This is a genomic window from Rathayibacter oskolensis, assembly GCF_900177245.1.
Lineage (GTDB): Bacteria > Actinomycetota > Actinomycetes > Actinomycetales > Microbacteriaceae > Rathayibacter > Rathayibacter oskolensis.
Genome location: NZ_FXBM01000001.1, coordinates 1,002,292 through 1,022,330, shown reverse-complemented (window position 1 = coordinate 1,022,330; position 20,039 = coordinate 1,002,292). Strand labels below are relative to the sequence as shown.

The following is a 20,039-nucleotide window of genomic DNA, read 5'->3' as shown; positions in this document are numbered from 1 at the left end:
CTCAGGCTCCTTCAACTCGTAGAACAGACGTCACGGCGCCGACGAACTCGTGGGAGTGGAGGGCGGTGACGGTGGCCGCCAGATCGGACTCCGCCGCGGCGTGCGTGCCGATCACCAGGGTAGCGGTCGGCTCGCGACGCTCCGGACCGGCCGGGGCGTCGTCGAGCGGATCGACGGAAGGCGGCGTCTGCACGAGCGTCTCGACCGAGACGAGGTGGTCGGCGAACACGCCGGCGATCTGCGCGAGCACACCGGGGCGGTCGAGGACCTCGAGCGTCACCTGGTAGCGGGTCGTCACATGACCGATCGGCAGGACGGGGAGCCCGGAGCTCGCGCTGGTCACGAGACCGGGACCGCCGACGACGTGGCGGCGCGCGGCCGAGACGACGTCGCCGAGGACGGCCGAGGCGGTCTCGATCCCGCCGGCGCCCGCTCCGTAGAACATCAGGCTGCCGGCGGCCTCGGCCTCGACGAAGACCGCGTTGTTCGCGCCGTGGACGGCGGCGAGCGGGTGGGAGCGGTGCACGAGCGCCGGGTAGACGCGGGCCGAGACGCCCTCCTCCCCCGTCTTCGCGTCGACCAGGCGCTCGCAGATCGCGAGGAGCTTGACGACGTAGCCGCTGTCGCGGGCCTGGTCGATCTGCTGCTTGGTGATCCCGGTGATGCCCTCGCGGTGCACGAGGGTCACCGGTACGTCGGTGTGGAACGCGAGGCGGGCGAGGATGGCCGCCTTCTGGGCCGCGTCGTACCCCTCGATGTCGGCGGTGGGATCGGCCTCGGCGTAGCCGAGCTCGGTCGCCCGAGCGAGGGCGTCCTCGAGCGAGGAGTGCTCGGTGTCCATCCGGTCGAGGATGTAGTTGGTCGTGCCGTTCACGATGCCGAGGATTCGGTGCACCCGGTCACCGGCGAGGCTGTCGCGCAAGGGGCGGATGATCGGGATCGCCCCGGCCACGGCCGCCTCGTAGTTCAGCTGCGCGCCCACCTGATCGGCCGCCTCGAACAGCTCGTTGCCGTGCGCGGCGAGCAGCGCCTTGTTGGCGGTGATCACGTCCGCTCCGGAGGAGATCGCCTTCAGGATGTAGCTGCGCGCCGGCTCGAGCCCGCCGATCAGCTCGACCACGATGTCGGCACCCAGGATCAGCGCCTCGGCGTCGGTCGTGAGGTACTCGCGGGGGATGTCGGCGGTGCGCGGTGCGTCGAGGTCCCTGACGGCAACACCGGCGAGCTCCAGCGGCGCCCCCACGCGCTGGGCGAGCTCGTCGCCGTGGTCGAGCAGGAGGCGCGCGACCTGGGCACCGACGGATCCGGCGCCCAGCAGGGCGACTCGGAGGCTGCGGTACTCGATCATCGGAGGATGGCCTTTCGTTCGATGCCGGCATCGCGGCGGAGGAGGTCCTCCTCGGTCTCGCCGCGCACGATCACGCGGGCGACGCCGTCGCGCACGGCGACGACGGGAGGACGACCGAGGTAGTTGTAGTTGCTCGAGAGCGACCAGCAGTAGGCGCCGGTCGCGGCCACCGCGAGGAGGTCGCCGGGCTGCACGTCGGCCGGGAGGAAGTCGTCGTGCACGACGATGTCGCCCGACTCGCAGTGCTTGCCGGCGACGCGCACGAGCGCGGGCTCGGCGTCGGAGGAGCGGTTCGCGATCCGTGCGGTGTAGTCGGCACCGTAGAGAGCGGGCCGGGCGTTGTCGCTCATCCCGCCGTCGACGCTGACGTACCGGCGCACGGCCGTCGCTCCGGCTCCGCCGACGACGACGTCCTTGATCGTGCCGACCTCGTACAGCGTCAGTCCCGACGGGCCGATCAGCGAGCGACCCGGCTCGATCGCGATGTGCGGCACAGGGATCCCCCGGCGCGCGCACTGCTCGGAGACGGCGTCGGCGATGGCAGCGGCGATCTCGTCGATCGGGGTGGGGTCGTCGACGCTCGTGTAGGCGATGCCGAAGCCGCCGCCGAGGTTCAGCTCGGGGACGTCGCCGTCGGCCAGCAGCGCGGCGTGCACGTCGAGGAGGCGCGACGCCGACTCCGCGAACCCCGCGGACCCGAAGATCTGCGAGCCGATGTGGCAGTGCAGGCCGAGGAAGCGCAGGCTCGCGTGCGAGCGAATGTGCGCGACCGCGTCCGGGCAGTCGGCGAGCGCGAGGCCGAACTTCTGGTCCTCGTGCGCGGTCGCGAGGAACTCGTGAGTGTGCGCGTGCACTCCGCTGTTCACGCGCAGCCGCACCGCCTGGACGCGTCCGAGGCGTTCGGCGGCCGCGGCGACCCGCTCGATCTCGATCGGGCTGTCGAGGACGATCGTGCCCACTCCCACCTCGACCGCGCGCTCGATCTCGGCGAGCGACTTGTTGTTGCCGTGCAGGCCCGTCCTGGCCGGATCCACACCGGCGGCGAGCGCGACGGCGAGCTCGCCTCCGCTCGAGAGGTCGATGCTCAGACCCTCGTCGCGCATCCAGCGGGCGACCTCGGTCGAGAGGAACGCCTTGCCCGCGTAGTAGACGGTCACTCCCGTTCCGATGCGGGCGAGCTCGCGGGCGAACGCGTCCCGCATCGCGGCCGCTCTGCGACGAGCATCGTCCTCGTCGAGGACGTAGAGAGGAGTGCCGAACCGCTCGGCGAGATCGGAGGCCGCGATGCCCGCGACCGTCAGGGCACCCTCGTCGTCGCGCACCGTCCCGCCCGACCAGACGCCGTCGACGAGCGCGTTCGCATCGTCGGGCGTGAGGAGCCAGTCGGGCGCGAGCGGATGACGCGGGGCGCGGACGGGCGCGTCGTCGTTTTCCACGGGTGAGACCTCACAGGAGAGAGTGGGAGCGTCACTGCGTGGCGAGCGAGTCCGGATTGACCCCTGAAGCCAGCAAGTTCGTTGAGGGTGCTGTCAGTGTTCGTCCAGCGCAGACCGCCGGCACAGGTCTCCGATCCTACCGGTCGAGTGCGGAGGGCCGGGTCAGGGGCAGGTGCCCGTCTCCTGCTGCGCGGGATCGCTGAGGAAGGTCGGCGAGAGCGCGAACACGGTGTCCAGCGACTCCGCCGAGACCGTGGCCTCGGTGAGCGAGAGCCCCCGCGGGATCGAGTCGGCGATGCAGACCGAGCGCGGAGAGAGCAGGCCGTCGGCAACACCGCCGAAGCGCTCCTCGACGTCGGCCGCGGTCAGAGTCGTGCCGGCGACCGTGACCTCCGACGGGGTGAGCTCGATGGCGCCGTCGGCCGCTCCGAGCTCGATCCCCACTCCCGCAGCGAGGGTCAGACCGAGGACCTCGACCGAGGTGTTCACGCGCACGAGCGGAGGGTCGAGCGTCACGCCGTCGATCGGCACTTCGCTGCGCGCAGCCACCAGGTCGCCGACGGAGGCGGCGTCCAGGGCGACGGACGCCGTGCCGGAGTCGAGCGGCCCGGTGCCGCTGGCAGGCACGCCCTCGAGGGTCGCGTCGACGTCTCCGGTGAGATCGCCGAAGCCGACCGCGTCGCTCCGGACGTCGAGCCGGTCGAGGCGGCCCGCCAGCAGCTGCGGCAGCACCGCCCAGCCGGCCACGTCGACCGAGACCGGGTGGTCCTCGGGCAGCGAGAGCGCCTCCCGGATGCTCGCCGCGGCCTGATCGGCGACGGCCCGCCGGGCCACCGCGTCGCCGACGACCGCCGCCACCACGAGCAGCACCAGGACGATCGCGGCGATGATCGCGATCCGGCGCCCGCGACGGGGGCGTCCCGCGTCCGCGGTGCTCACATCCGGTCCGGAGCGGTGACGCCGAGCAGCGTGAGCCCGTTGCGGAGCACCTGACCGGTGGCCTCGTTCAGGCGGAGGCGGGTCGAGTGCACGGCCTCGATCGGATCGTCCCCCTGCGGGACCACCCGGCAGTTGTCGTACCAGCGGTGGTACAGCCCGGCGATCTCCTCGAGGTAGCGGGCGATGCGGTGCGGCTCGCGCAGCTCCGCGGCGTGCGCGATGATCCGCGGGAACTCCTGGAGGCCCCCGAGCAGCGCCGACTCGGTGGGGTGCACCAGCGTCTCGGGCGAGAAGGGCTCGCGGGGAACACCGGAGCCCAGGGCCTTCGCGGACACCTGGCGGGTGCGGGCGTGCGCGTACTGGACGTAGTAGACGGGGTTGTCGTTGCTGCGCTTGGTCAGCAGGTCGAGGTCGATGTCGAGCGTCGAGTCGGCGGAGGAGCGCACCAGCGAGTACCGCGCGGCGTCGACCCCCACCGCCTCCACGAGATCCTCCATCGTGACCACGGTGCCCGCGCGCTTGGACATCCGCATCGCCTGACCGTCGCGGATCAGGTTCACGAGCTGCCCGATGAGGATCTCGAGGTTGACGCCGGGGACGTCCCCGAAGGCCGCGCACATCGCCATCATTCGGCCGATGTAGCCGTGGTGATCGGCGCCGAGCATGATGATGGCCCGGTCGAAGCCGCGCTCGCGCTTGTCGAGGTAGTAGGCGAGATCGCCCGCGATGTAGGCGGCCTCTCCGTCGCTCTTGATGATGACCCGGTCGCGGTCGTCGCCGAAGTCGGTGGTGCGCAGCCAGGTCGCCCCGTCGGCCTCGAAGATGTGGCCGAGCTCGCGGAGGCGCGCGATCGCGCGCTCGACGGCCCGCGACTCGTGCAGCGAGTTCTCGTGGAAGTAGACGTCGAAGTCGACTCCGAACTCGTGCAGGCTCTGCTTGATCTCGCCGAACATCAGCTCGACCCCGATCGACCGGAAGGTCTCGTGCAGCTCGGCCTCCGGCAGCGTGGAGAGGTCGCCCGGGTACGCGGCGACGACTCGAGCGGCGATGTCGGCGATGTAGGCCCCGCCGTAGCCGTCCTCGGGGGTCGGCTCGCCGTGGTGCGCGGCGACGAGGCTGCGGGTGAAGCGGTCGATCTGGGCACCGTGGTCGTTGAAGTAGTACTCGCGGGTGACCTCCGCGCCCTGCGCGATGAGCACCCGCGCCAGGCTGTCGCCGACGGCCGCCCAGCGGGTTCCGCCGATGTGGATCGGGCCGGTGGGGTTGGCCGAGACGAACTCGAGGTTCATCCGCACGCCGGAGTAGAGGGAGCCGGTGCCGTACGACTCCCCCGCGTCGACGATGACACCGGCCAGCGCACCGGCCGCCGCCGCATCCAGGCGCACGTTCAGGAAGCCCGGGCCGGCGACCTCGACCGAGGCGACACCGTCGACGGCCAGGAGGCCCTCGGCGAGCTCGGCGGCGAGCTCGCGCGGGTTCGCGCCGGCCTTCTTGGCGAGCTTCATCGCGATGTTGGACGCCCAGTCGCCGTGGTCGCGGTTCTTGGGCCGCTCGAGCACGACGTCCGCGAGCTCGACCTCGGCGTCGCTGCCTCGTCGCTGCACGGAGTCGAGGACGAGGGCGTGCAGGGAGGCGGCGAGCTGTTCGGGAGTCACGGGGCACGATTCTACCGGCCGGTGCCCCTGCGGCCTCCCGGCGGTGCAGGGCCGCCGGGTGCAGTTGCTAGGGTGCCTCGCATGCGCCGACCCGCCGTCCTCCTCGTCGTCGCCGTCGCCGCGCTCGCGGGGTGCTCCGAGGCCCAGGAGACCGAGCCCAGCCCGAGCAGTGCGATCACGGGGACCCCTCTCGCCCTCAGCTGCGACGAGCTGGTGCCCCCCTCGGCGCTGACCGGTCTCTGGTCGGAGTTCTCGCCGAGCGAGGTGGAGCCGACCCCGGTCTCGACCGAGATCGCCGGCTACGACGGTCTCGTCTGCGGGTGGTCGGACGGCTCCGGTGCCACGCTGCAGCTCGCCGTCGCCCAGCTCGACCCCGACATCATCGAGGCGCTGAAGAACGAGTTCTACACGACGAGCAACGCCGTTCCCACCTACGGCAAGCCGCCGGCCGTCGAGGGGTACTACGAGGTCGCCTCGGGCCGCGGCGTGGCCGACGTGCTCGCCGAGCAGTACTGGCTCGAGGCCTCGAGCGAGTCGTTCGTCGAGCCGGGAGACCCCGAGCCCCTCGTGCGAGCAGCGCTCAGCGCCCTGACCGGCTGACCCTCAGCCCAGCCGCACGGGAGAGACGTGATCGTCCTCCGGCAGCTCGTCGCACTCCGCGTCGACGCTCATCGTCTCGAGGCGGAGGTCGGTCAGGTAGCTGCTGAGGAACGCCGTGTCGGCGGTGTCGCGCCCCGACGAGATCCGGAGCATCGACCCGCGCGGAGCCAGCCGCGTCGCGTCGACCACGTGCCAGGCGCCGCCGACCCATGCCTCCGTCACCGCGTGGAAGTCCTTCGGCTGGAGCGCCGGCGCGTAGACGGCGGTGACCCGAGCGGGGATGTCGAGTGCCCGGAGGAGCCCCGCGACCGTGTGCGCGAAGTCGCGGCAGACCCCCTGCCCGCTCTCGATCACCTGCGCCGCTCCCCCGGTCGCGACCGTCGAACCGTAGACGTAGGAGAGGTGGCTGTGCACCCACTCCTCCACGGCGACGAGCGCCTCGAACCCGCGGGCCCGCCCGAACTCGCGACGGGCGATACCGCCGAGCGCATCGGCCTCGGCGTACCGGCTCGGCCGGAGGTACTCGACGAGCTCCAGCTCACTGGGCTCGTCGGGAGCGCCGCGCCCCTCGACGCGCGCCCGGTACTCGACCGACATCTCGCCCCTGTTCGCCTCCACGCGGTGGATGCGCGCGCCGTGCCGGGCGTCGAGCTCCCTGACGGGCACCGGCTCGCCGTCGAGGAGCACGGTGAACGAGTCCTCGAACACGTCGCCGGTCGCCGTCGCGGCGACCAGGAAGATGAGGTCCGTCGGACCGGAGAGACGCAGGCCCAGCGAGGCGGAGACGGTGCGCAGCATGCCTCCATCGTGGCACGACGGCCGCTGCCGCCGGCGTCGGGGAGGCCCCCGCCCGGATGCTAATGTTGTGGGGCACTCCTGGCCCCCATAGCTCAGGGGATAGAGCACTGCCCTCCGGAGGCAGGGGCGTAGGTTCGAATCCTACTGGGGGCACGTCTCCTCCCACGGCCGTGAACCCCTCGAGTGACTGAGTTCGCTTCAGACACGACGCGCGCCGTGCGGCCTCGTCTCTACGAGCTCCGTCGGGCTTCAACATCACCCAGCCGTGCGGACTCTCGGGAAGCATCCGAAGCCCAGCACGGACAGATGCACGCGATCATGCTCGCTAATCGCCCTCGCAGACCCGAACTCGCTATCACGGGTTGAGGTCGAATCGGAGCGCACGTCGGGCACATGCAGACGAGCAGTAGGGCTCCACATTCGGTGTCGTCGCCCCGCAGTACTCGCAGGGACGTCGGACGACGTGTCCGGCCAACCGTGACAGCACGGACGGTCTCTTCGGGATCTTCATGAGCATGGGTGCTTCGCTTCCGCACGACATTTCGGGTTGCCGCGCTGTGGCGCAGCCTACGACCCCCGAATGAGGTCCGGAAAGGGGTAGAGACCGTCAATCCGCTGAACAAGACCGACGCCCCCTGTCACCGCGATCGAGAGGACGGGTCTCGTCGCGTAGCGCCCCCGACCTCCCTCGAAACGCTCTCAGGAACCGCGCGTTCCTGAGAGCCGGGTCGTAGGGTGGGCGCGTGAAGATCCTTGTCGTCGAAGACGATCCAGCCATGGGCGAAGCACTCGTGGGCGGCCTCGGAGACGCCGGCTACGAGGCCGTGCTGACCACGAACGGAGTGGACGCGCTGGTCGCGTTCAACAACGCCGAGTTCTCGGCGGCCATCGTCGACGTGATGCTTCCCGCGATGTCCGGGTTCGAGATCTGCCGCCGGATCCGCGAGCTCGGCCGGTCGACGCCGATCATGCTGCTCACGGCGCGGGACGCGATCGAGGACCGTGTCTTCGGGCTCGACGCGGGAGCGGACGACTACCTGACGAAGCCGTTCGCCTTCACCGAGCTGAACGCCCGCCTCCGGGCCCTGCTGCGCCGCAGCCCGTCGCTGATGTCGACGTCGATCGAGGTCGGGCGGATCACCGTCGACGGCTCGAGCATCCGGCGCACGGCCGACGGCACTCGCATCCACGTCAGCCCGAAGGAGCTCGAGCTGCTGAAGCTCCTCATCACGCCGGTCGGATCGGTCGTCACGCGGCAGCGGATCCTGTCGGAGATCTGGGGCGGCGGCGAGATCGTCGACAACAACATCGTCGACCAGTACGTCAGCTACCTCCGGAAGAAGCTCCCCACCGACGACACCGGAGTCACCATCGTGACCGTCCGCGGCAAGGGCTACTTCCTCCGCCCCGTCGAGTAGGGCCGTGTCCGAGCCGAGCACGGCGCCGACCACCCGGCGATCGAACGCGCTGTCGATCCGCGCGCGCATCACGATCGGCAGCGTCGCGGTCGCTACCGTGCTCTTCGCGCTCGCCGCCCTGCTCTTCTACCAGGTGGTCTCGGGCATCGTCGAGCGCAGCGAGCGGACCATCCTCGTCTCGATCGAGGACGAGATCCGCCGCGACATCTCCGCCGGGAACGTGCCCCGCGCCGAGGGCTCCTCGACCGGGCAGCTCTACCTCGCCCTCAGTCCGGAGGGGGACTCGAGCGGGACCACGATGCCCTCGCTGCTGACGAACGCGGTGGTCGAGGACCTCCGGGCCTCCCCCGCCGACGACACTCCGCGCTACGCCGAGATCAGCACCGGCTCGACCCGCTACCTCGTGCGGATCGCCGCGGTCGACGCGGACGACGGGACCTGGTCGGTCGCGACCGCCCGCGACCAGGCCGCGTCTCAGCTCGTGCTCGACGACTTCGCCCACGTGCTCGTCTACGCCGCGATCTTCCTGGTCGTGACCTTCGGCCTCGCCTCCTGGATCCTGACGGGTGCAGCGCTCGCGCCGGTCAGGCGGATGCGGGCCAGGGCCGACCAGATCGCCGCCGATCCCGGCCAGGGCGATCAGCTGCCCGTCGTGGGCACGAGGGACGAGATCGACGAGCTGGCCGAGACGCTCAACGCGTTCCTGACGAAGCAGACCGCCTCCCTCGCTCGCGAGAAGCAGATGGTGTCGGATGCGAGCCACGAGCTGCGCACGCCGCTCGCCGCGCTCTCGGCGCAGCTCGAGATCGCCCACCATCGCGTCGAGGACGCGGCGGCGGTCGACCGGGTGATCCTCGACGCGCGCAAGAGCGTCGACCGTCTGGTGCGTCTCGCCTCGGCGCTGCTGGACATCTCGCGGATCGAGAGCCGCTCGGCGCGACCGACGTCGCCGTTCGACGAGCTCGTCGACGAGCTGGTCGCGGCCGTCGACAGGACGAGGCTGCTGGCGACCGAGTCCGGAGTCGAGATCGACTACGAGATCGACGAGCGGGAACCGTCCCGGCTCTACGGAGTGGCCGCCCAGGACTTCGGCCGTGTCATCGACAATCTCGTGCGCAACGCCATCCAGGCGATCGACGGTGGAGGGATGATCATCGCGTCGCTCGGCCAGCGGGAGGGACGCCTCCTCCTCACGGTGAAGGACGACGGGCCGGGGATGCCCTCCGCGTTCCTCCCGGTCGCGTTCGACCGGTTCTCGCGCCCCGACGACTCCCGCACGCTCGCCTCGGGTGGCAGCGGGCTGGGACTCGCCCTGGTGCACACCACGGTGCTCTCGGCCGGGGGCTCCGTGCGCCTGACCAACCGTGAGCCGCGCGGGCTCGAGGTCGACATCGTGCTGCCGCCGGTGGGCGTTGCGGTGCGCTGAGTAGGCGACGGTCCTCGGGGGTGGGACTCGGTACGCCCGCTGCGCGGGTCACTTGACCGGCAGCGGCGGACATCCGCCCCATGAGCGACAGAGCGCGCGCAAGGCCGCTCGACGTACCGGGCAGGGGTCAGCGCGGGTCGTCCTCGGGGCGGACGGGCGCGGGCTCACCCGTCGCGGGCGGTGGGGCCCAGACCGCCTGCGGCGCCTCGGCGGCGGCGGCGCTGCCGTCGAGCAGGTTGCGAGCCCGGTTCACGACATCGGGGTCGACCAGCACCGAGTAGCTCGTGGCGATGACCTGCATCGTCGAGGTGAAGTCGCGCCGACGCCGGTTCACCGCATAGGAGGCGAGACCGAACAGCATCCCGAAGCCGGCTCCGAGGAGCACGGCGGCGATCAGGAACGAGAAGTCGGTCGTCGGGGAGAAGATGATCAGCAGCAGGCCGAGGAAGATACCGAACCAGGCACCGGAGGCGGCGCCCGCGAGAGCGACCCGGCCCCAGGTGAGCTTCCCGGTCACCCGCTCGACGCTCTTGAGCTCGTTGCCGATGATCGCCAGCTGGCGGACGGGGAAGTCGGCGCGGGCCAGCACGTCGACCGCGGCCTGCGCCTCCTGGTAGGTGTCGAAGGTCGCGAGGATCTCGCCGCGAGGGATGGTCGGGAAGGCCGGCCCGCGGCCGTTGAACGGCGTCTGCTGAGTCACGCGCTCAGGCTGGCACAGCCGACTTGGAGGATTCTGAGCGCTGATCGAGAGCATCCCGAGGGGCAGCCGAGAACGCTCGGCTCCCGCTCGGGCGCGCGGCACTAGGTTTGTAGCCGTGAGTTCCGCCAGAGTCTTCGTCGCGCGATTGGCCGGATGCACCGTCTTCGACCCCGCCGGCGATCGCGTCGGCAAGGTCCGCGACGTGCTGCTGGTCTATCGGCAGAACGACCCCCCGAGGGTCGTCGGGCTGGTCGTCGAGATCCCCGGACGCCGACGCGTCTTCGTCTCGATCGGTCGGGTCACCAGCATCGGCAGCGGCCAGATCATCACCACCGGCCTCATCAACGTCCGCCGCTTCGAGCAGCGCGGAGGCGAGGTGCGCGTCATCGCCGAGCTCCTCGGACGGCGCATGAGCTTCGTCGACGGGTCGGGTGACGCGATCGTCGAGGACGTCGCGATCGAGGAGGTCGGACCCGGGGAGTGGCAGCTCGCTCAGCTCTTCGTCCGCCGGCCCAAGACCAGCCCCTCCCCCTTCGCCAAGGGCGCGACCACGTTCGCCGGCTGGCGCGAGGTGCGCGAGGCCGTCTCGACGGAGGCTCAGTCGGCGGAGCAATACGTGGCGAGCCTCTCCGAGCTCAAGCCCGCCGACCTCGCCAGCACCCTGCTCGACCTGCCGACCCAGCGGATGCTCGAGGTCGCGGGTGAGCTGTCGGACGACCGGCTCGCCGATGTCCTCGAGGAGATGCCCGAGAGCGAGCAGGTCGAGATCCTCGGCGAGCTCTCGGACGACCGCGCCGCCGACGTGCTCGACCAGATGCAGCCGGACGACGCCGCCGACCTGATCGCGCAGCTCTCGGAGGAGCGCGGGGAGGCGCTCCTCGGCCTGATGGAGCCGGAGGAGGCGGACGACGTCCGCATGCTCCTCACCTACGCTCCCGAGTCGGCGGGTGGTCTGATGACGACCGAGCCGATCATCGTCTCCTCCGAGGCGACCGTGGCCGAGGGTCTCGCGCTGATCAGACGGCACGAGCTCGCTCCCGCGCTCGGGGCGGCCGTCTGCGTGACCCTCCCTCCGTACGAGCCGCCGACCGGGCGGTTCCTCGGCATGGTGCACTTCCAGCGGATGCTGCGCTACCCGCCGCATGAGCGGCTCGGCACCCTCATCGACCCGAGCCTCGACCCGATCACCCCCGACACCTCCGCCGCCGAGGTCGCGAGGATCCTCGCGAGCTACAACCTCGTCTCGGTACCCGTGGTCGACGAGACGCACCGCCTCGTGGGCGTCGTCACGATCGACGACGTGCTCGACTACCTGCTCCCCGACGACTGGAGGAGCCACGGCGACGACGACGAACCGCGCAGACCCGTGACGACCGCGACGCAGGGCATCCCCGTCGCGACGCAGCAGAAGACGATGTTCGGACGACGACGAGGACGGAGGGGCACCCGTGGCACGGAGGACTGAGCAGGACAAGCGGCTCGACGCCCCGAAGGGGCTGCGGACGAGGGTCCTCCCCCTGCGCGGCCGCACCCGGAGCGACCGGTTCGGGCGCCTCACCGAGACCTTCGCGCGCGGCATGGGAACCCCGTGGTTCCTCGTGGGCATGACGGTCTTCTGCGTGTTCTGGCTGCTCTTCAACACCTACGGCCCGGAGGAGTCGCGCTTCGACTCCCAGGCCCTCGGCTTCACGGTGCTGACGCTGATCCTCTCGCTTCAGGCGTCGTACGCCGCGCCGCTCCTCCTGCTCGCTCAGAACCGCCAGGACGACCGCGACCGCGTCCAGATCGAGCAGGACCGTCAGCGCGCGGAGCGGAACCTGGCCGACACCGAGTACCTCGCCCGCGAGGTCGTCGCCCTCCGGCTGGCCATCCGCGACATGGCCAGCAAGGACTTCATCCGCTCCGAGCTGAGGAGCCTGCTCGAGGAGCTCGAGAAGGACAGGGCGGAGTCGGGCGCGCCCGAGCGCGGCGATGCCTGACCCCGAGGACCTCGAGCGCGCCGTCCGCGAGTCGCTCGCGCACGTCGTCGACCCCGAGATCCGGAAGCCGATCACCGAGCTCGACATGGTCGAGTCGGTCACCGCCACGGCCGACGGGGCCGTGAGCGTCGAGATCAGGCTCACGATCGTCGGCTGCCCGGCCGCCTCCGCGATCGAGCGCGACGTGCGCGAGGCCGTCGCCGGAACTCCCGGCGTGACGACGGCCCGCATCGAGGTCGGAGTCATGACTCCGGCTCAGCGCACGGCCCTGACCGAGCGACTCCGAGGTGCGCGGCGAGCGATGCCGTTCGGGCCCGACTCCCTGACGCGCATCTACGCGGTGACGAGCGGCAAGGGCGGAGTCGGCAAGTCGACGGTGACGGCGAACCTCGCGGTCGCCCTCGCGCAGCAGGGCCTCTCGGTCGGCCTCGTGGACGCGGACGTGCACGGCTTCTCGATCCCGGGCCTGCTCGGCCTGATGCACGAGGGCCGCGTCGCCGGTCCGACGCGCGTGGGCGAGCTGATGCTGCCGCCCGTCGCCCACGGCGTGAAGGTGATCTCGATTGGCATGTTCCTCGAGGGCGACACCCGCGGAGCGGCCGTCTCGTGGCGGGGACCGATGCTGCACCGGACGATCTCGCAGTTCCTGACCGACGTCTACTTCGGCGATCTCGACGTCCTGCTGCTCGACCTGCCGCCGGGAACGGGCGATGTCGCGATCTCGATCGGACAGCTGCTGCCGCACGCCGAAGTGCTGATCGTGACGACTCCGCAGCCGGCGGCCGCCGACGTCGCGGAGCGGAGCGGGGCGCTCGCCCGGCAGTCCGGTCAGCGCATCGTCGGAGTGGTCGAGAACCTGGCCGGGCTCCCCCAGCCCGACGGCACAGTCCTCGACCTGTTCGGCAGCGGAGGCGGGGCCGACGTGGCCCGACGGCTCTCCGCGACCGGCGACGAGGTGCCGGTGCTGGCCTCCCTGCCGATCAGCGTGGCTCTGCGGGCGGGCGGCGACGAGGGCGTACCGGTAGTGGTCGGTCATCCCGAGGACCCGGCCGCGCGGGCGATCACGGAACTGGCGCGGATGCTCGCTGCGCGGCCCCGGGGGCTGACGGGGAGACGACTCCCGATGTCGCTCGGCTGAGCGCCGACGGATCGACCACTCGTGCACCGGCAGACACTGCGCCGACCGCCGCACCGAACCCGCCGTCACGGCGGAAGGGCTAGGTGGCCTCGGAGTCGATCGGCGGAGGCGCGACCGTGGAGAGCTGCCCCGCTACCGCTGAGCGCTTCATCGCCGTGTAGTAGCTGTCCTGCTTCGAGCCGGCGGCCGCGGTGCCCGCTGCTGCGGTACCGGCCGAAGCGGTACCGACCGAAGCGGTACCGACCGAAGCGGTACTGACCGAAGCGGCGACGGCGGTCGGCGGCTTCACCCGCGGAGCGGGCTCGTCGTCCTCGAGGAGGGCGTCGCGGATGATGCGGCGCGGGTCGTACTGACGGGGATCGAGCTTGCGCCAGTCGACCTCGTCGAACTCCTCGCCCATCTCGTCCTTGACCCGCTCGCGCGCCTGCGTGGCGAACCCGCGCACCTTGCGCACGAGCTGGCCGAGCTGCGCGGCGTAGTGCGGGAGGCGGTCGGGGCCCAGCACGAAGACGGCGATCACTCCGATGATGAGGAGCTTGTCGAACGTCAAACCGAACACGAGACAAGAGTAACCCGCCGCGCCTGCGTCACCGACCCTGCGCGCCACCGTAACCTGGCAAAACGCAGGCGCGATCCGCCGGCGCACCGACGAGAGGAAGTCCATCCGTGTCCGACAAGGATGCCAACTGGAAGTACGCCGAGGACGCCATCGTCGAGCCGGAGGCGATCGCCTCGGCCCGTCGGCTCTCGGTCGAGCTGGGCATCGATGCGGTCTCCCCCTCCATCGGCGCGCAGTCCGCCCTCGTCGCCGCGGCGGCTCGAGCGACCTCCATCATCGAGATCGGCACGGGCACCGGGGTCAGCGGGCTCTGGCTCCTCGACGGGGCACCCGAGGCGATGCTCACCTCCATCGATTCGGAGGCGGTGCACCAGCAGCACGCGCGGGCGCAGTTCCACGAGGCGGGCATCTCCCCGAACCGGCTGCGGCTCATCCCCGGTCGTGCGCTCGAGGTCCTCCCCCGGATGAACGAGAACTCCTACGACATCGTCTTCGTCGACGGCGATCCGCTGCAGGTCATCGAGAACGTCGAGCACGCCCTGCGTCTCGTGCGGCCGGGTGGCACCGTCCTCGTCCCGCACGCGCTCTGGCGCGGTCGGGTCTCCAACCCCGCCCAGCGCGACGAGATCGCCTCCGCCTTCAGAACACTGGTCGCCGAGGTCTGCGCGTCGCCTGCCGTGGTCAGCGTCCTGTCCCCGATCGGCGACGGCCTGCTTCAGGCGAACAAGCGCCGCGCCTGAACGGCACGCCGCCCTCGCGGGGCGAACGGACCCCGGGAACGAGGGAACGCCCGCCGCACGGGGTGCGACGGGCGTTCTCGATGGAGCAGATCAGGCTGGTGCCACCACTGACGCGAGTGCGTCGTGGAGTTCTCTCGCCTCTGCATCGTTGACCGAGACGACGAGGCGTCCGCCTCCTTCGAGCGGAACGCGCACGACGATGAGTCGCCCCTCCTTAACAGCCTCCATCGGTCCGTCTCCGGTCCTCGGCTTCATGGCCGCCATAGAGTTCCCCTTTCGTGACGTATCCCTCTATTATCGTGCATCCGCGGCCCTCACGAAATCCGCCCCTGTACGGACGCGCTCCGGTGCGCCCTCAGGACGCGACTCGGAGCGGACGGACGCCGAGGATCACGGCGGTGTCCAGTCGTATCCGTCGACGGCCCAGCAGATCGTGATCCAGCCGATCTGACCCAGGATCCCGAGTGCCACGAGCGTGACGCGGAAGAGCGGCGACCGGGGGACGGCGAGCGCACCGACCAGCGGGAACATCGGTCCGAGGAGCCGGAACGTGCTCGACTGCGGGAAGAAGAACGCGAAGAGGTAGACGCCGTATCCCGCGACCCAGGCCCGGCTGAACAGGTCGAGGCGCCGCGTCCACGGAGCGGCGAGGATCGCGACGAAGACCGCGACCAGCACGATGACGAGCGCGATCCCCAGCAGGGGCGCGCCGAACCACCAGCTCCCCCACCAGGCGCCGCCCTGGAACCACGACGTGAAGGGGAACAGCTCCTGGTAGCCGATGTAGGCCGCGCGCCACGCGAGCTCCGTGTCGGTGTAGGCGGTCGGCGACCCGGTGACGGCCCACGCCGCCGCCGGCCACGAGAATCCGACGACGAGCCCCCATCCGGTCAGCGCGACGGCGGGCAGCCAGTCGGAGCGCGGGAACGGCTCGCGCGCACGGCGCACGAACCGGTACACGACGTACAGACCCATCGCCGCGGCGAAGGCGAGACCGCTCGGCCGGGTCAGGCCCAGCAGGAGCACGACCGGGAACACCCAGGCGAATCGGCGCCGCACCAGGAGCAGGAGGACGATCGCCGTCAGCATCATCGCCATCGACTCGGCGTACGCGAGCTGGAGCATCGGAGAGGTGGGGGCGACGCAGAAGAGCAGGACCGCCACCAGCGACTGCCCCTCGCTGAGCGAGTGCCGGAAGAGACGGTAGAGCACGAGGCAGGTCGCGGCTCCGCAGAGCACCGACACCGCGACGGCAGCGGTCGCCCAGCCGAGACCGGTGACGGCCATCAGCAGCCGCACGACGGCCGGGTACATCGGCATGAAGGCCCAGGCGTTCTCGCCGATCTCGCCCGCCTCCGTGACGGGGAGCACGGAGGGGTAGCCGGCCGTCGCGATGATCTCGTACCAGCGGCCGTCCCACATCGTCGCGAAGTCGACGTAGGAGGGCGAGGGCCCGGTCCAGGAGTTCTGCGCCTGGTTCGCGGCGAACCCGAGCAGGATCACCGTCGTGACCGCGCGGGTCAGCAGGTAGACGGCGAGGACGCGCACCCACCACGGCACCAGCCGCAGCCTCGCCCTCCGTCGCACCGAGGGCGTCGCAGCCACGGCGCTCACGCCGGACCGCTCAGCCAGCGGCGCAGGCCCGCGGCGCAGGCCGTGATCTCGTCGACCGCCACCCGCTCGTCGTCGGCGTGAGCCCTCAGCGGGTCGCCCGGACCGTAGTTGACCGCGGGGACACCCATCGCCGAGAAGCGGGCGACGTCCGTCCAGCCGTACTTCGGCTTGGCCTCCGCGCCCACCGCGAGGAGGAACTGCTGCGCGAGCGGGGCGTCGAGGCCGGGACGCGCGCCCTCCGCGAGATCGACGACCTCGACCTCGAAGCCCTCGAAGAGCTCGCGGAGGTGCTCCACCGCCTCCGCGCCGCTGCGATCGGGGGCGAAGCGGTAGTTGACGTGCACCGTGCACAGATCGGGGACGACGTTGCCGGCCACTCCCCCCGAGATGCGGACGGCGTTCACGCCCTCCCGGTAGACCAGGCCGTCGACCTCGACCGCGCGCGGCACGTAGCCGGCCAGCCGGCCGAGGATCGGGGCGGCGGCGTGGATCGCGTTCTCGCCGACCCAGCTGCGGGCGGAGTGGGCGCGCACCCCGCGCGTGACGACGTCGACGCGGACGGTGCCGTTGCAGCCTCCCTCGACCTCGGCGCTCGTCGGCTCTCCGAGGATCGCGAAGTCGGCGGCGAAGAGGTCGGGGCGCCGGCGGGCCAGTCTGCCGAGGCCGTTCAGGTCGGAGGCGACCTCCTCGTTGTCGTACCACATCCAGGTGATGTCGACGGCCGGGTCGACGAGCTCCGCGGCGAGCACGAGCTGCACCGCGACTCCGGCCTTCATGTCGACGGTGCCCCGGCCCACGAGGTGCTCGACGCCGTCGAGGGTCTCGGAGCGGACCGGCAGGTTGTCGTTGACGGGCACGGTGTCGAGGTGCCCGGCGATCACGACCCGCTGCGAGCGGCCGAGGTGCGTCCGCGCGACGACGGTGTCGCCGTCGCGGACGACCTCGAGGTGATCGAGGGCGCGGACGGCGAGCTCGACGGCGTCCGCGAGAGCGGCCTCGTCTCCGGACACCGAGGGGATGTCGCAGAGCACCCGCGTCAGAGCGATCGGATCGGAGCGGAGATCCAGCGCCGCGACGGCGGGAGCGGCGGAGGTCGGAGCGGCCATGCGTCCCAGGCTACCCGCCGCGCCCGCCGCGCTACCCTGAGCGCATGACCCCCGAGCACTCCGCAGACTCCGCCGTGCCCACCTCCGCACCCGCGTCGGCCTGGGGCTACGGGCTGGCCACGATCGCCTCGGACGGCACCGTCCTCGACACGTGGTTCCCGGAGCCGCGCCTCGGCGCGATCCCCGCCGGTCGCGACCCGTGGATCGTCCCGGCCGAGTTCGAGGCGCTCGCGGGCGAGGACCCGCGGCGCGAGGTCCGCATCGACGTGGTGACCCTGCAGATCGACACCCAGGCGCCTCCCGCGTCGACTCCGGACGCCTACCTCCGGCTGCACCTGCTCTCGCACCTCCTCGTGAAGCCCAACACCGTCTCGCTCGACGGCGTCTTCGCGCACCTGCCGACCGTGGTCTGGACCAACGCGGGACCGGTGTCGCCGGAGTCGTTCACGCGGCTCCGCCCGTCGCTCCGACGCCACGGGATCCAGGCCGCCGGCATCGACAAGTTCCCGAGGCTGACCGACTACGTGACTCCCGCGAAGGTGCGCATCGCCGACACCTCTCGCGTGCGGCTCGGCGCTCACCTCGCGCCCGGCACCACGGTCATGCACGAGGGGTTCGTGAACTTCAACGCCGGCACGCTCGGCAGCTCGATGGTCGAGGGGCGCATCTCGCAGGGAGTGGTCGTCGGCGACGGCTCCGACATCGGCGGCGGCGCCTCGATCATGGGCACCCTCTCGGGCGGAGGCGTGCAGCGGATCTCGATCGGCGCACGCGCGCTCCTCGGGGCGAACTCGGGGATCGGAATCTCGATCGGCGACGACACCGTCGTCGAGGCCGGGCTCTACGTCACCGCCGGGACCAAGGTCGTCGTGGTCGGCGGCGCCCCGCGCGCCGACGGGCGGCCGCAGACGGTGAAGGCCGTCGAGCTGTCGGGGGTGCCGAACCTGCTGTTCCGCCGCAACTCGCTCAGCGGAGCGGTCGAGGTGCTGCCGCGCACCGGCGCGGGGATCGAGCTGAACACGGCGCTGCACGCCTGACGCTCGAGCAGGGTCCGCGCCCTCGGCCGGCGCGGATCCCGATGCGCCCGCGGCGCGGGCTACTCGATCAGCAAGGGGAAGCCTCCCGCCCGCCTTCTCGTCGGGTGGCCCCGGAGGGGCGTATCGAGACCCGCCTCCGGCTCAGCGGTCGGACGGCCAGTGGCGCTCGGGGGCGCCGATGTAGAGCTGCTGGGGGCGGCCGATCTTCGTCTGCTTGTCGATGTTCATCTCACGCCAGTGCGCGATCCAGCCCGGGAGGCGGCCGATGGCGAACAGCACGGTGAACATCCGCGTCGGGAAGCCCATCGCCTTGTAGATCACGCCGGTGTAGAAGTCGACGTTCGGATAGAGGCGACGCTCCTTGAAGTAGTCGTCCTCGAGAGCGAGGGCCTCGAGCTCCATCGCGATGTCGAGGAGCGGGTCCTTCACGCCGAGCGCCTGCAGGACCTCGGATGCGCTCTCCTTGACCAGCTTCGCGCGCGGGTCGTAGTTCTTGTAGACCCGGTGGCCGAAGCCCATCAGGCGCACGCCCTCCTCCTTGTTCTTCACCCGCTCGACGAAGGTCTGCACGCTCTCGCCCGACTCGCGGATGCGGCCGAGCATGGTGAGCACGGCCTCGTTCGCTCCGCCGTGCAGCGGGCCGAACAGCGCGTTGATGCCTGCCGAGACCGACGCGTAGAGGTTCGACTCCGTGGAGCCGACGAGGCGGACCGTCGACGTCGACGCGTTCTGCTCGTGGTCCTCGTGCAGGATCAGGAGGCGGTCGAGCGCCTTCGAGAGGACGGGGTCGATCTCGTACGGCTCGGCCATGGTGCCGAAGTTCAGGCGGAGGAAGTTGTCGACGAAGCTCAGTGAGTTGTCGGGGTAGAGGAACGCCTGCCCGATGCTCTTCTTGTGGGCGTAGGCCGCCATCACCGGCAGCTTCGCGAGCAGGCGGATCGTGGTGAGCTCGACCGCCTCCGGGTCCTTCGGGTTCGAGCTGTCCTCGTAGTAGGTGGACAGTGCGGAGACGCCGGCCGAGAGCACGGACATCGGGTGGGCGCTGTGCGGGAGGGCGTCGAAGAAGCGCTTGAGATCCTCGTGCAGGAGGGTGTGCCGCCGGATCCGCTCGTCGAAGCCGGAGAGCTCGTCGGGCGTGGGAAGCTCGCCGTAGATGAGGAGCCATGCGACCTCGAGGTAGGTCGCGCTGGTGGCGACCTCTTCGATCGGGTAGCCGCGGTAGCGGAGGATGCCCTGGTCGCCGTCGATGTAGGTGATGCGGGACTTGGTGGCCGCGGTGTTCACGAAGCCGTAGTCGAGCGACATGAATCCGGTCTGCTTCGACAGCGTCGAGAAGTCGATGCTCGAGGCTCCGTCGACGCTGCGCAGCACGGGGAACTCGGCCGTGCGATCGCCGAACGTCAGGGTGACCTTCTCGATCGGGGGCTGCTCCCCCGTCGTTCCGGGCTCGACCGCCGCCTGCGCGCTCTCCGTGGCGGGCTCGGGCGTCTCCACCGTCGCGGTTCCGTCGCTCTGCGTGCCGGATTCGGTCACAACGCCTCCCAGG

Annotated in this window: 19 protein-coding genes and 1 tRNA gene; 9 read left to right on the top strand and 11 right to left on the bottom strand. The window is 71.0% G+C overall.

All coding sequences use genetic code 11. From position 1 onward, the window contains the following. Position 1 precedes the first annotated feature (1 nt). From B9Y99_RS05015 to argS, 4 genes are all read right to left on the bottom strand, one after another. Positions 2-1,348 carry a homoserine dehydrogenase gene (locus tag B9Y99_RS05015; protein WP_085475446.1) on the bottom strand — a complete coding sequence of 449 codons (1,347 nt, stop codon included), beginning with the start codon at positions 1,346-1,348 and terminating at the stop codon, positions 2-4. Further along, positions 1,345-2,784 (bottom strand): diaminopimelate decarboxylase, encoded by a 1,440-nt coding sequence (gene lysA / locus B9Y99_RS05010; protein ID WP_085475445.1) that lies wholly within the window; start codon positions 2,782-2,784, stop codon positions 1,345-1,347. Before lysA ends, B9Y99_RS05015 begins: the two co-directional genes overlap by 4 nt. Before the next feature lie 162 nt (positions 2,785-2,946). Continuing rightward, positions 2,947-3,723, bottom strand: coding sequence for an LmeA family phospholipid-binding protein (locus B9Y99_RS05005; RefSeq protein WP_085475444.1), 777 nt, complete (start codon positions 3,721-3,723; stop codon positions 2,947-2,949). Beyond that, the gene (argS, locus tag B9Y99_RS05000) at positions 3,720-5,378 is read right to left on the bottom strand and encodes an arginine--tRNA ligase (protein WP_085475443.1); all 1,659 of its coding nucleotides are present in this window, start codon (positions 5,376-5,378) and stop codon (positions 3,720-3,722) included. The genes B9Y99_RS05005 and argS overlap by 4 nt, the downstream gene beginning before the upstream one ends. A gap of 81 nt (positions 5,379-5,459) precedes the next feature. Here argS and B9Y99_RS04995 point away from each other — a divergent pair, with 81 nt between their 5' ends. Next, positions 5,460-5,978: a hypothetical protein gene (locus tag B9Y99_RS04995; protein ID WP_085475442.1), complete on the top strand. Its 519-nt coding sequence runs from the start codon at positions 5,460-5,462 to the stop codon at positions 5,976-5,978. Between the two features lie 3 nt (positions 5,979-5,981). Here B9Y99_RS04995 and B9Y99_RS04990 read toward each other — a convergent pair whose 3' ends face one another. Further along, positions 5,982-6,776, bottom strand: coding sequence for a transglutaminase-like domain-containing protein (locus B9Y99_RS04990; RefSeq protein ID WP_085475441.1), 795 nt, complete (start codon positions 6,774-6,776; stop codon positions 5,982-5,984). Positions 6,777-6,857: 81 nt separating this feature from the next. Between B9Y99_RS04990 and B9Y99_RS04985 the strand changes: the two genes are divergently transcribed. The 3 genes from B9Y99_RS04985 to B9Y99_RS04975 all read left to right on the top strand — a co-directional run bounded on the left by B9Y99_RS04985 (position 6,858) and on the right by B9Y99_RS04975 (position 9,620). After that, positions 6,858-6,929 (top strand) — tRNA-Arg (locus B9Y99_RS04985). A gap of 590 nt (positions 6,930-7,519) precedes the next feature. Next, a complete protein-coding gene (locus B9Y99_RS04980) occupies positions 7,520-8,194 on the top strand; it encodes a response regulator transcription factor (RefSeq protein WP_085475440.1) in 675 nt (224 codons plus the stop codon). A 4-nt stretch (positions 8,195-8,198) separates the two neighbouring features. Next, on the top strand, positions 8,199-9,620 hold the full coding sequence (locus B9Y99_RS04975; RefSeq protein WP_085475439.1) for a sensor histidine kinase: 1,422 nt from the start codon (positions 8,199-8,201) through the stop codon (positions 9,618-9,620). Positions 9,621-9,747: 127 nt separating this feature from the next. Here the strand turns inward: B9Y99_RS04975 and B9Y99_RS04970 are convergent, their stop codons facing one another. Further along, positions 9,748-10,320 carry a YflT domain-containing protein gene (locus B9Y99_RS04970; protein WP_244274775.1) on the bottom strand — a complete coding sequence of 191 codons (573 nt, stop codon included), beginning with the start codon at positions 10,318-10,320 and terminating at the stop codon, positions 9,748-9,750. A 115-nt stretch (positions 10,321-10,435) separates the two neighbouring features. On the opposite strand from B9Y99_RS04970, the gene B9Y99_RS04965 reads away from it, so the two are divergent. From B9Y99_RS04965 to B9Y99_RS04955, 3 genes are read left to right on the top strand one after another with little or no spacing between them, the layout of a single operon-like run. Further along, entirely contained in the window at positions 10,436-11,785 is a 1,350-nt protein-coding gene (locus B9Y99_RS04965) for a magnesium transporter MgtE N-terminal domain-containing protein (protein WP_085475438.1), read from the top strand. After that, positions 11,769-12,299: a DUF1003 domain-containing protein gene (locus B9Y99_RS04960; RefSeq protein ID WP_085475437.1), complete on the top strand. Its 531-nt coding sequence runs from the start codon at positions 11,769-11,771 to the stop codon at positions 12,297-12,299. Before B9Y99_RS04965 ends, B9Y99_RS04960 begins: the two co-directional genes overlap by 17 nt. Continuing rightward, the gene (locus B9Y99_RS04955; RefSeq protein ID WP_085475436.1) at positions 12,292-13,437 is read left to right on the top strand and encodes an Mrp/NBP35 family ATP-binding protein; all 1,146 of its coding nucleotides are present in this window, start codon (positions 12,292-12,294) and stop codon (positions 13,435-13,437) included. Before B9Y99_RS04960 ends, B9Y99_RS04955 begins: the two co-directional genes overlap by 8 nt. Positions 13,438-13,516: 79 nt before the next feature. Here B9Y99_RS04955 and B9Y99_RS19440 read toward each other — a convergent pair whose 3' ends face one another. Next, a complete protein-coding gene (locus B9Y99_RS19440; RefSeq protein WP_129587896.1) occupies positions 13,517-13,996 on the bottom strand; it encodes a twin-arginine translocase TatA/TatE family subunit in 480 nt (159 codons plus the stop codon). A 107-nt stretch (positions 13,997-14,103) separates the two neighbouring features. Between B9Y99_RS19440 and B9Y99_RS04945 the strand changes: the two genes are divergently transcribed. After that, a complete protein-coding gene (locus B9Y99_RS04945; protein ID WP_085475435.1) occupies positions 14,104-14,736 on the top strand; it encodes an O-methyltransferase in 633 nt (210 codons plus the stop codon). Between the two features lie 90 nt (positions 14,737-14,826). Here B9Y99_RS04945 and B9Y99_RS04940 read toward each other — a convergent pair whose 3' ends face one another. The 3 genes from B9Y99_RS04940 to dapE all read right to left on the bottom strand — a co-directional run bounded on the left by B9Y99_RS04940 (position 14,827) and on the right by dapE (position 17,456). Further along, on the bottom strand, positions 14,827-15,000 hold the full coding sequence (locus B9Y99_RS04940) for a DUF3117 domain-containing protein (protein ID WP_085475434.1): 174 nt from the start codon (positions 14,998-15,000) through the stop codon (positions 14,827-14,829). A gap of 126 nt (positions 15,001-15,126) precedes the next feature. After that, positions 15,127-16,350: a hypothetical protein gene (locus B9Y99_RS04935; protein WP_244274774.1), complete on the bottom strand. Its 1,224-nt coding sequence runs from the start codon at positions 16,348-16,350 to the stop codon at positions 15,127-15,129. Beyond that, on the bottom strand, positions 16,347-17,456 hold the full coding sequence (gene dapE, locus B9Y99_RS04930; RefSeq protein WP_085475433.1) for a succinyl-diaminopimelate desuccinylase: 1,110 nt from the start codon (positions 17,454-17,456) through the stop codon (positions 16,347-16,349). The genes B9Y99_RS04935 and dapE overlap by 4 nt, the downstream gene beginning before the upstream one ends. Before the next feature lie 44 nt (positions 17,457-17,500). Between dapE and dapD the strand changes: the two genes are divergently transcribed. Then, positions 17,501-18,493: a 2,3,4,5-tetrahydropyridine-2,6-dicarboxylate N-succinyltransferase gene (gene dapD, locus B9Y99_RS04925; RefSeq protein ID WP_085475432.1), complete on the top strand. Its 993-nt coding sequence runs from the start codon at positions 17,501-17,503 to the stop codon at positions 18,491-18,493. Positions 18,494-18,634: 141 nt separating this feature from the next. Here dapD and B9Y99_RS04920 read toward each other — a convergent pair whose 3' ends face one another. After that, the gene (locus tag B9Y99_RS04920; RefSeq protein ID WP_085476252.1) at positions 18,635-19,912 is read right to left on the bottom strand and encodes a citrate synthase; all 1,278 of its coding nucleotides are present in this window, start codon (positions 19,910-19,912) and stop codon (positions 18,635-18,637) included. Positions 19,913-20,039 lie beyond the last annotated feature (127 nt).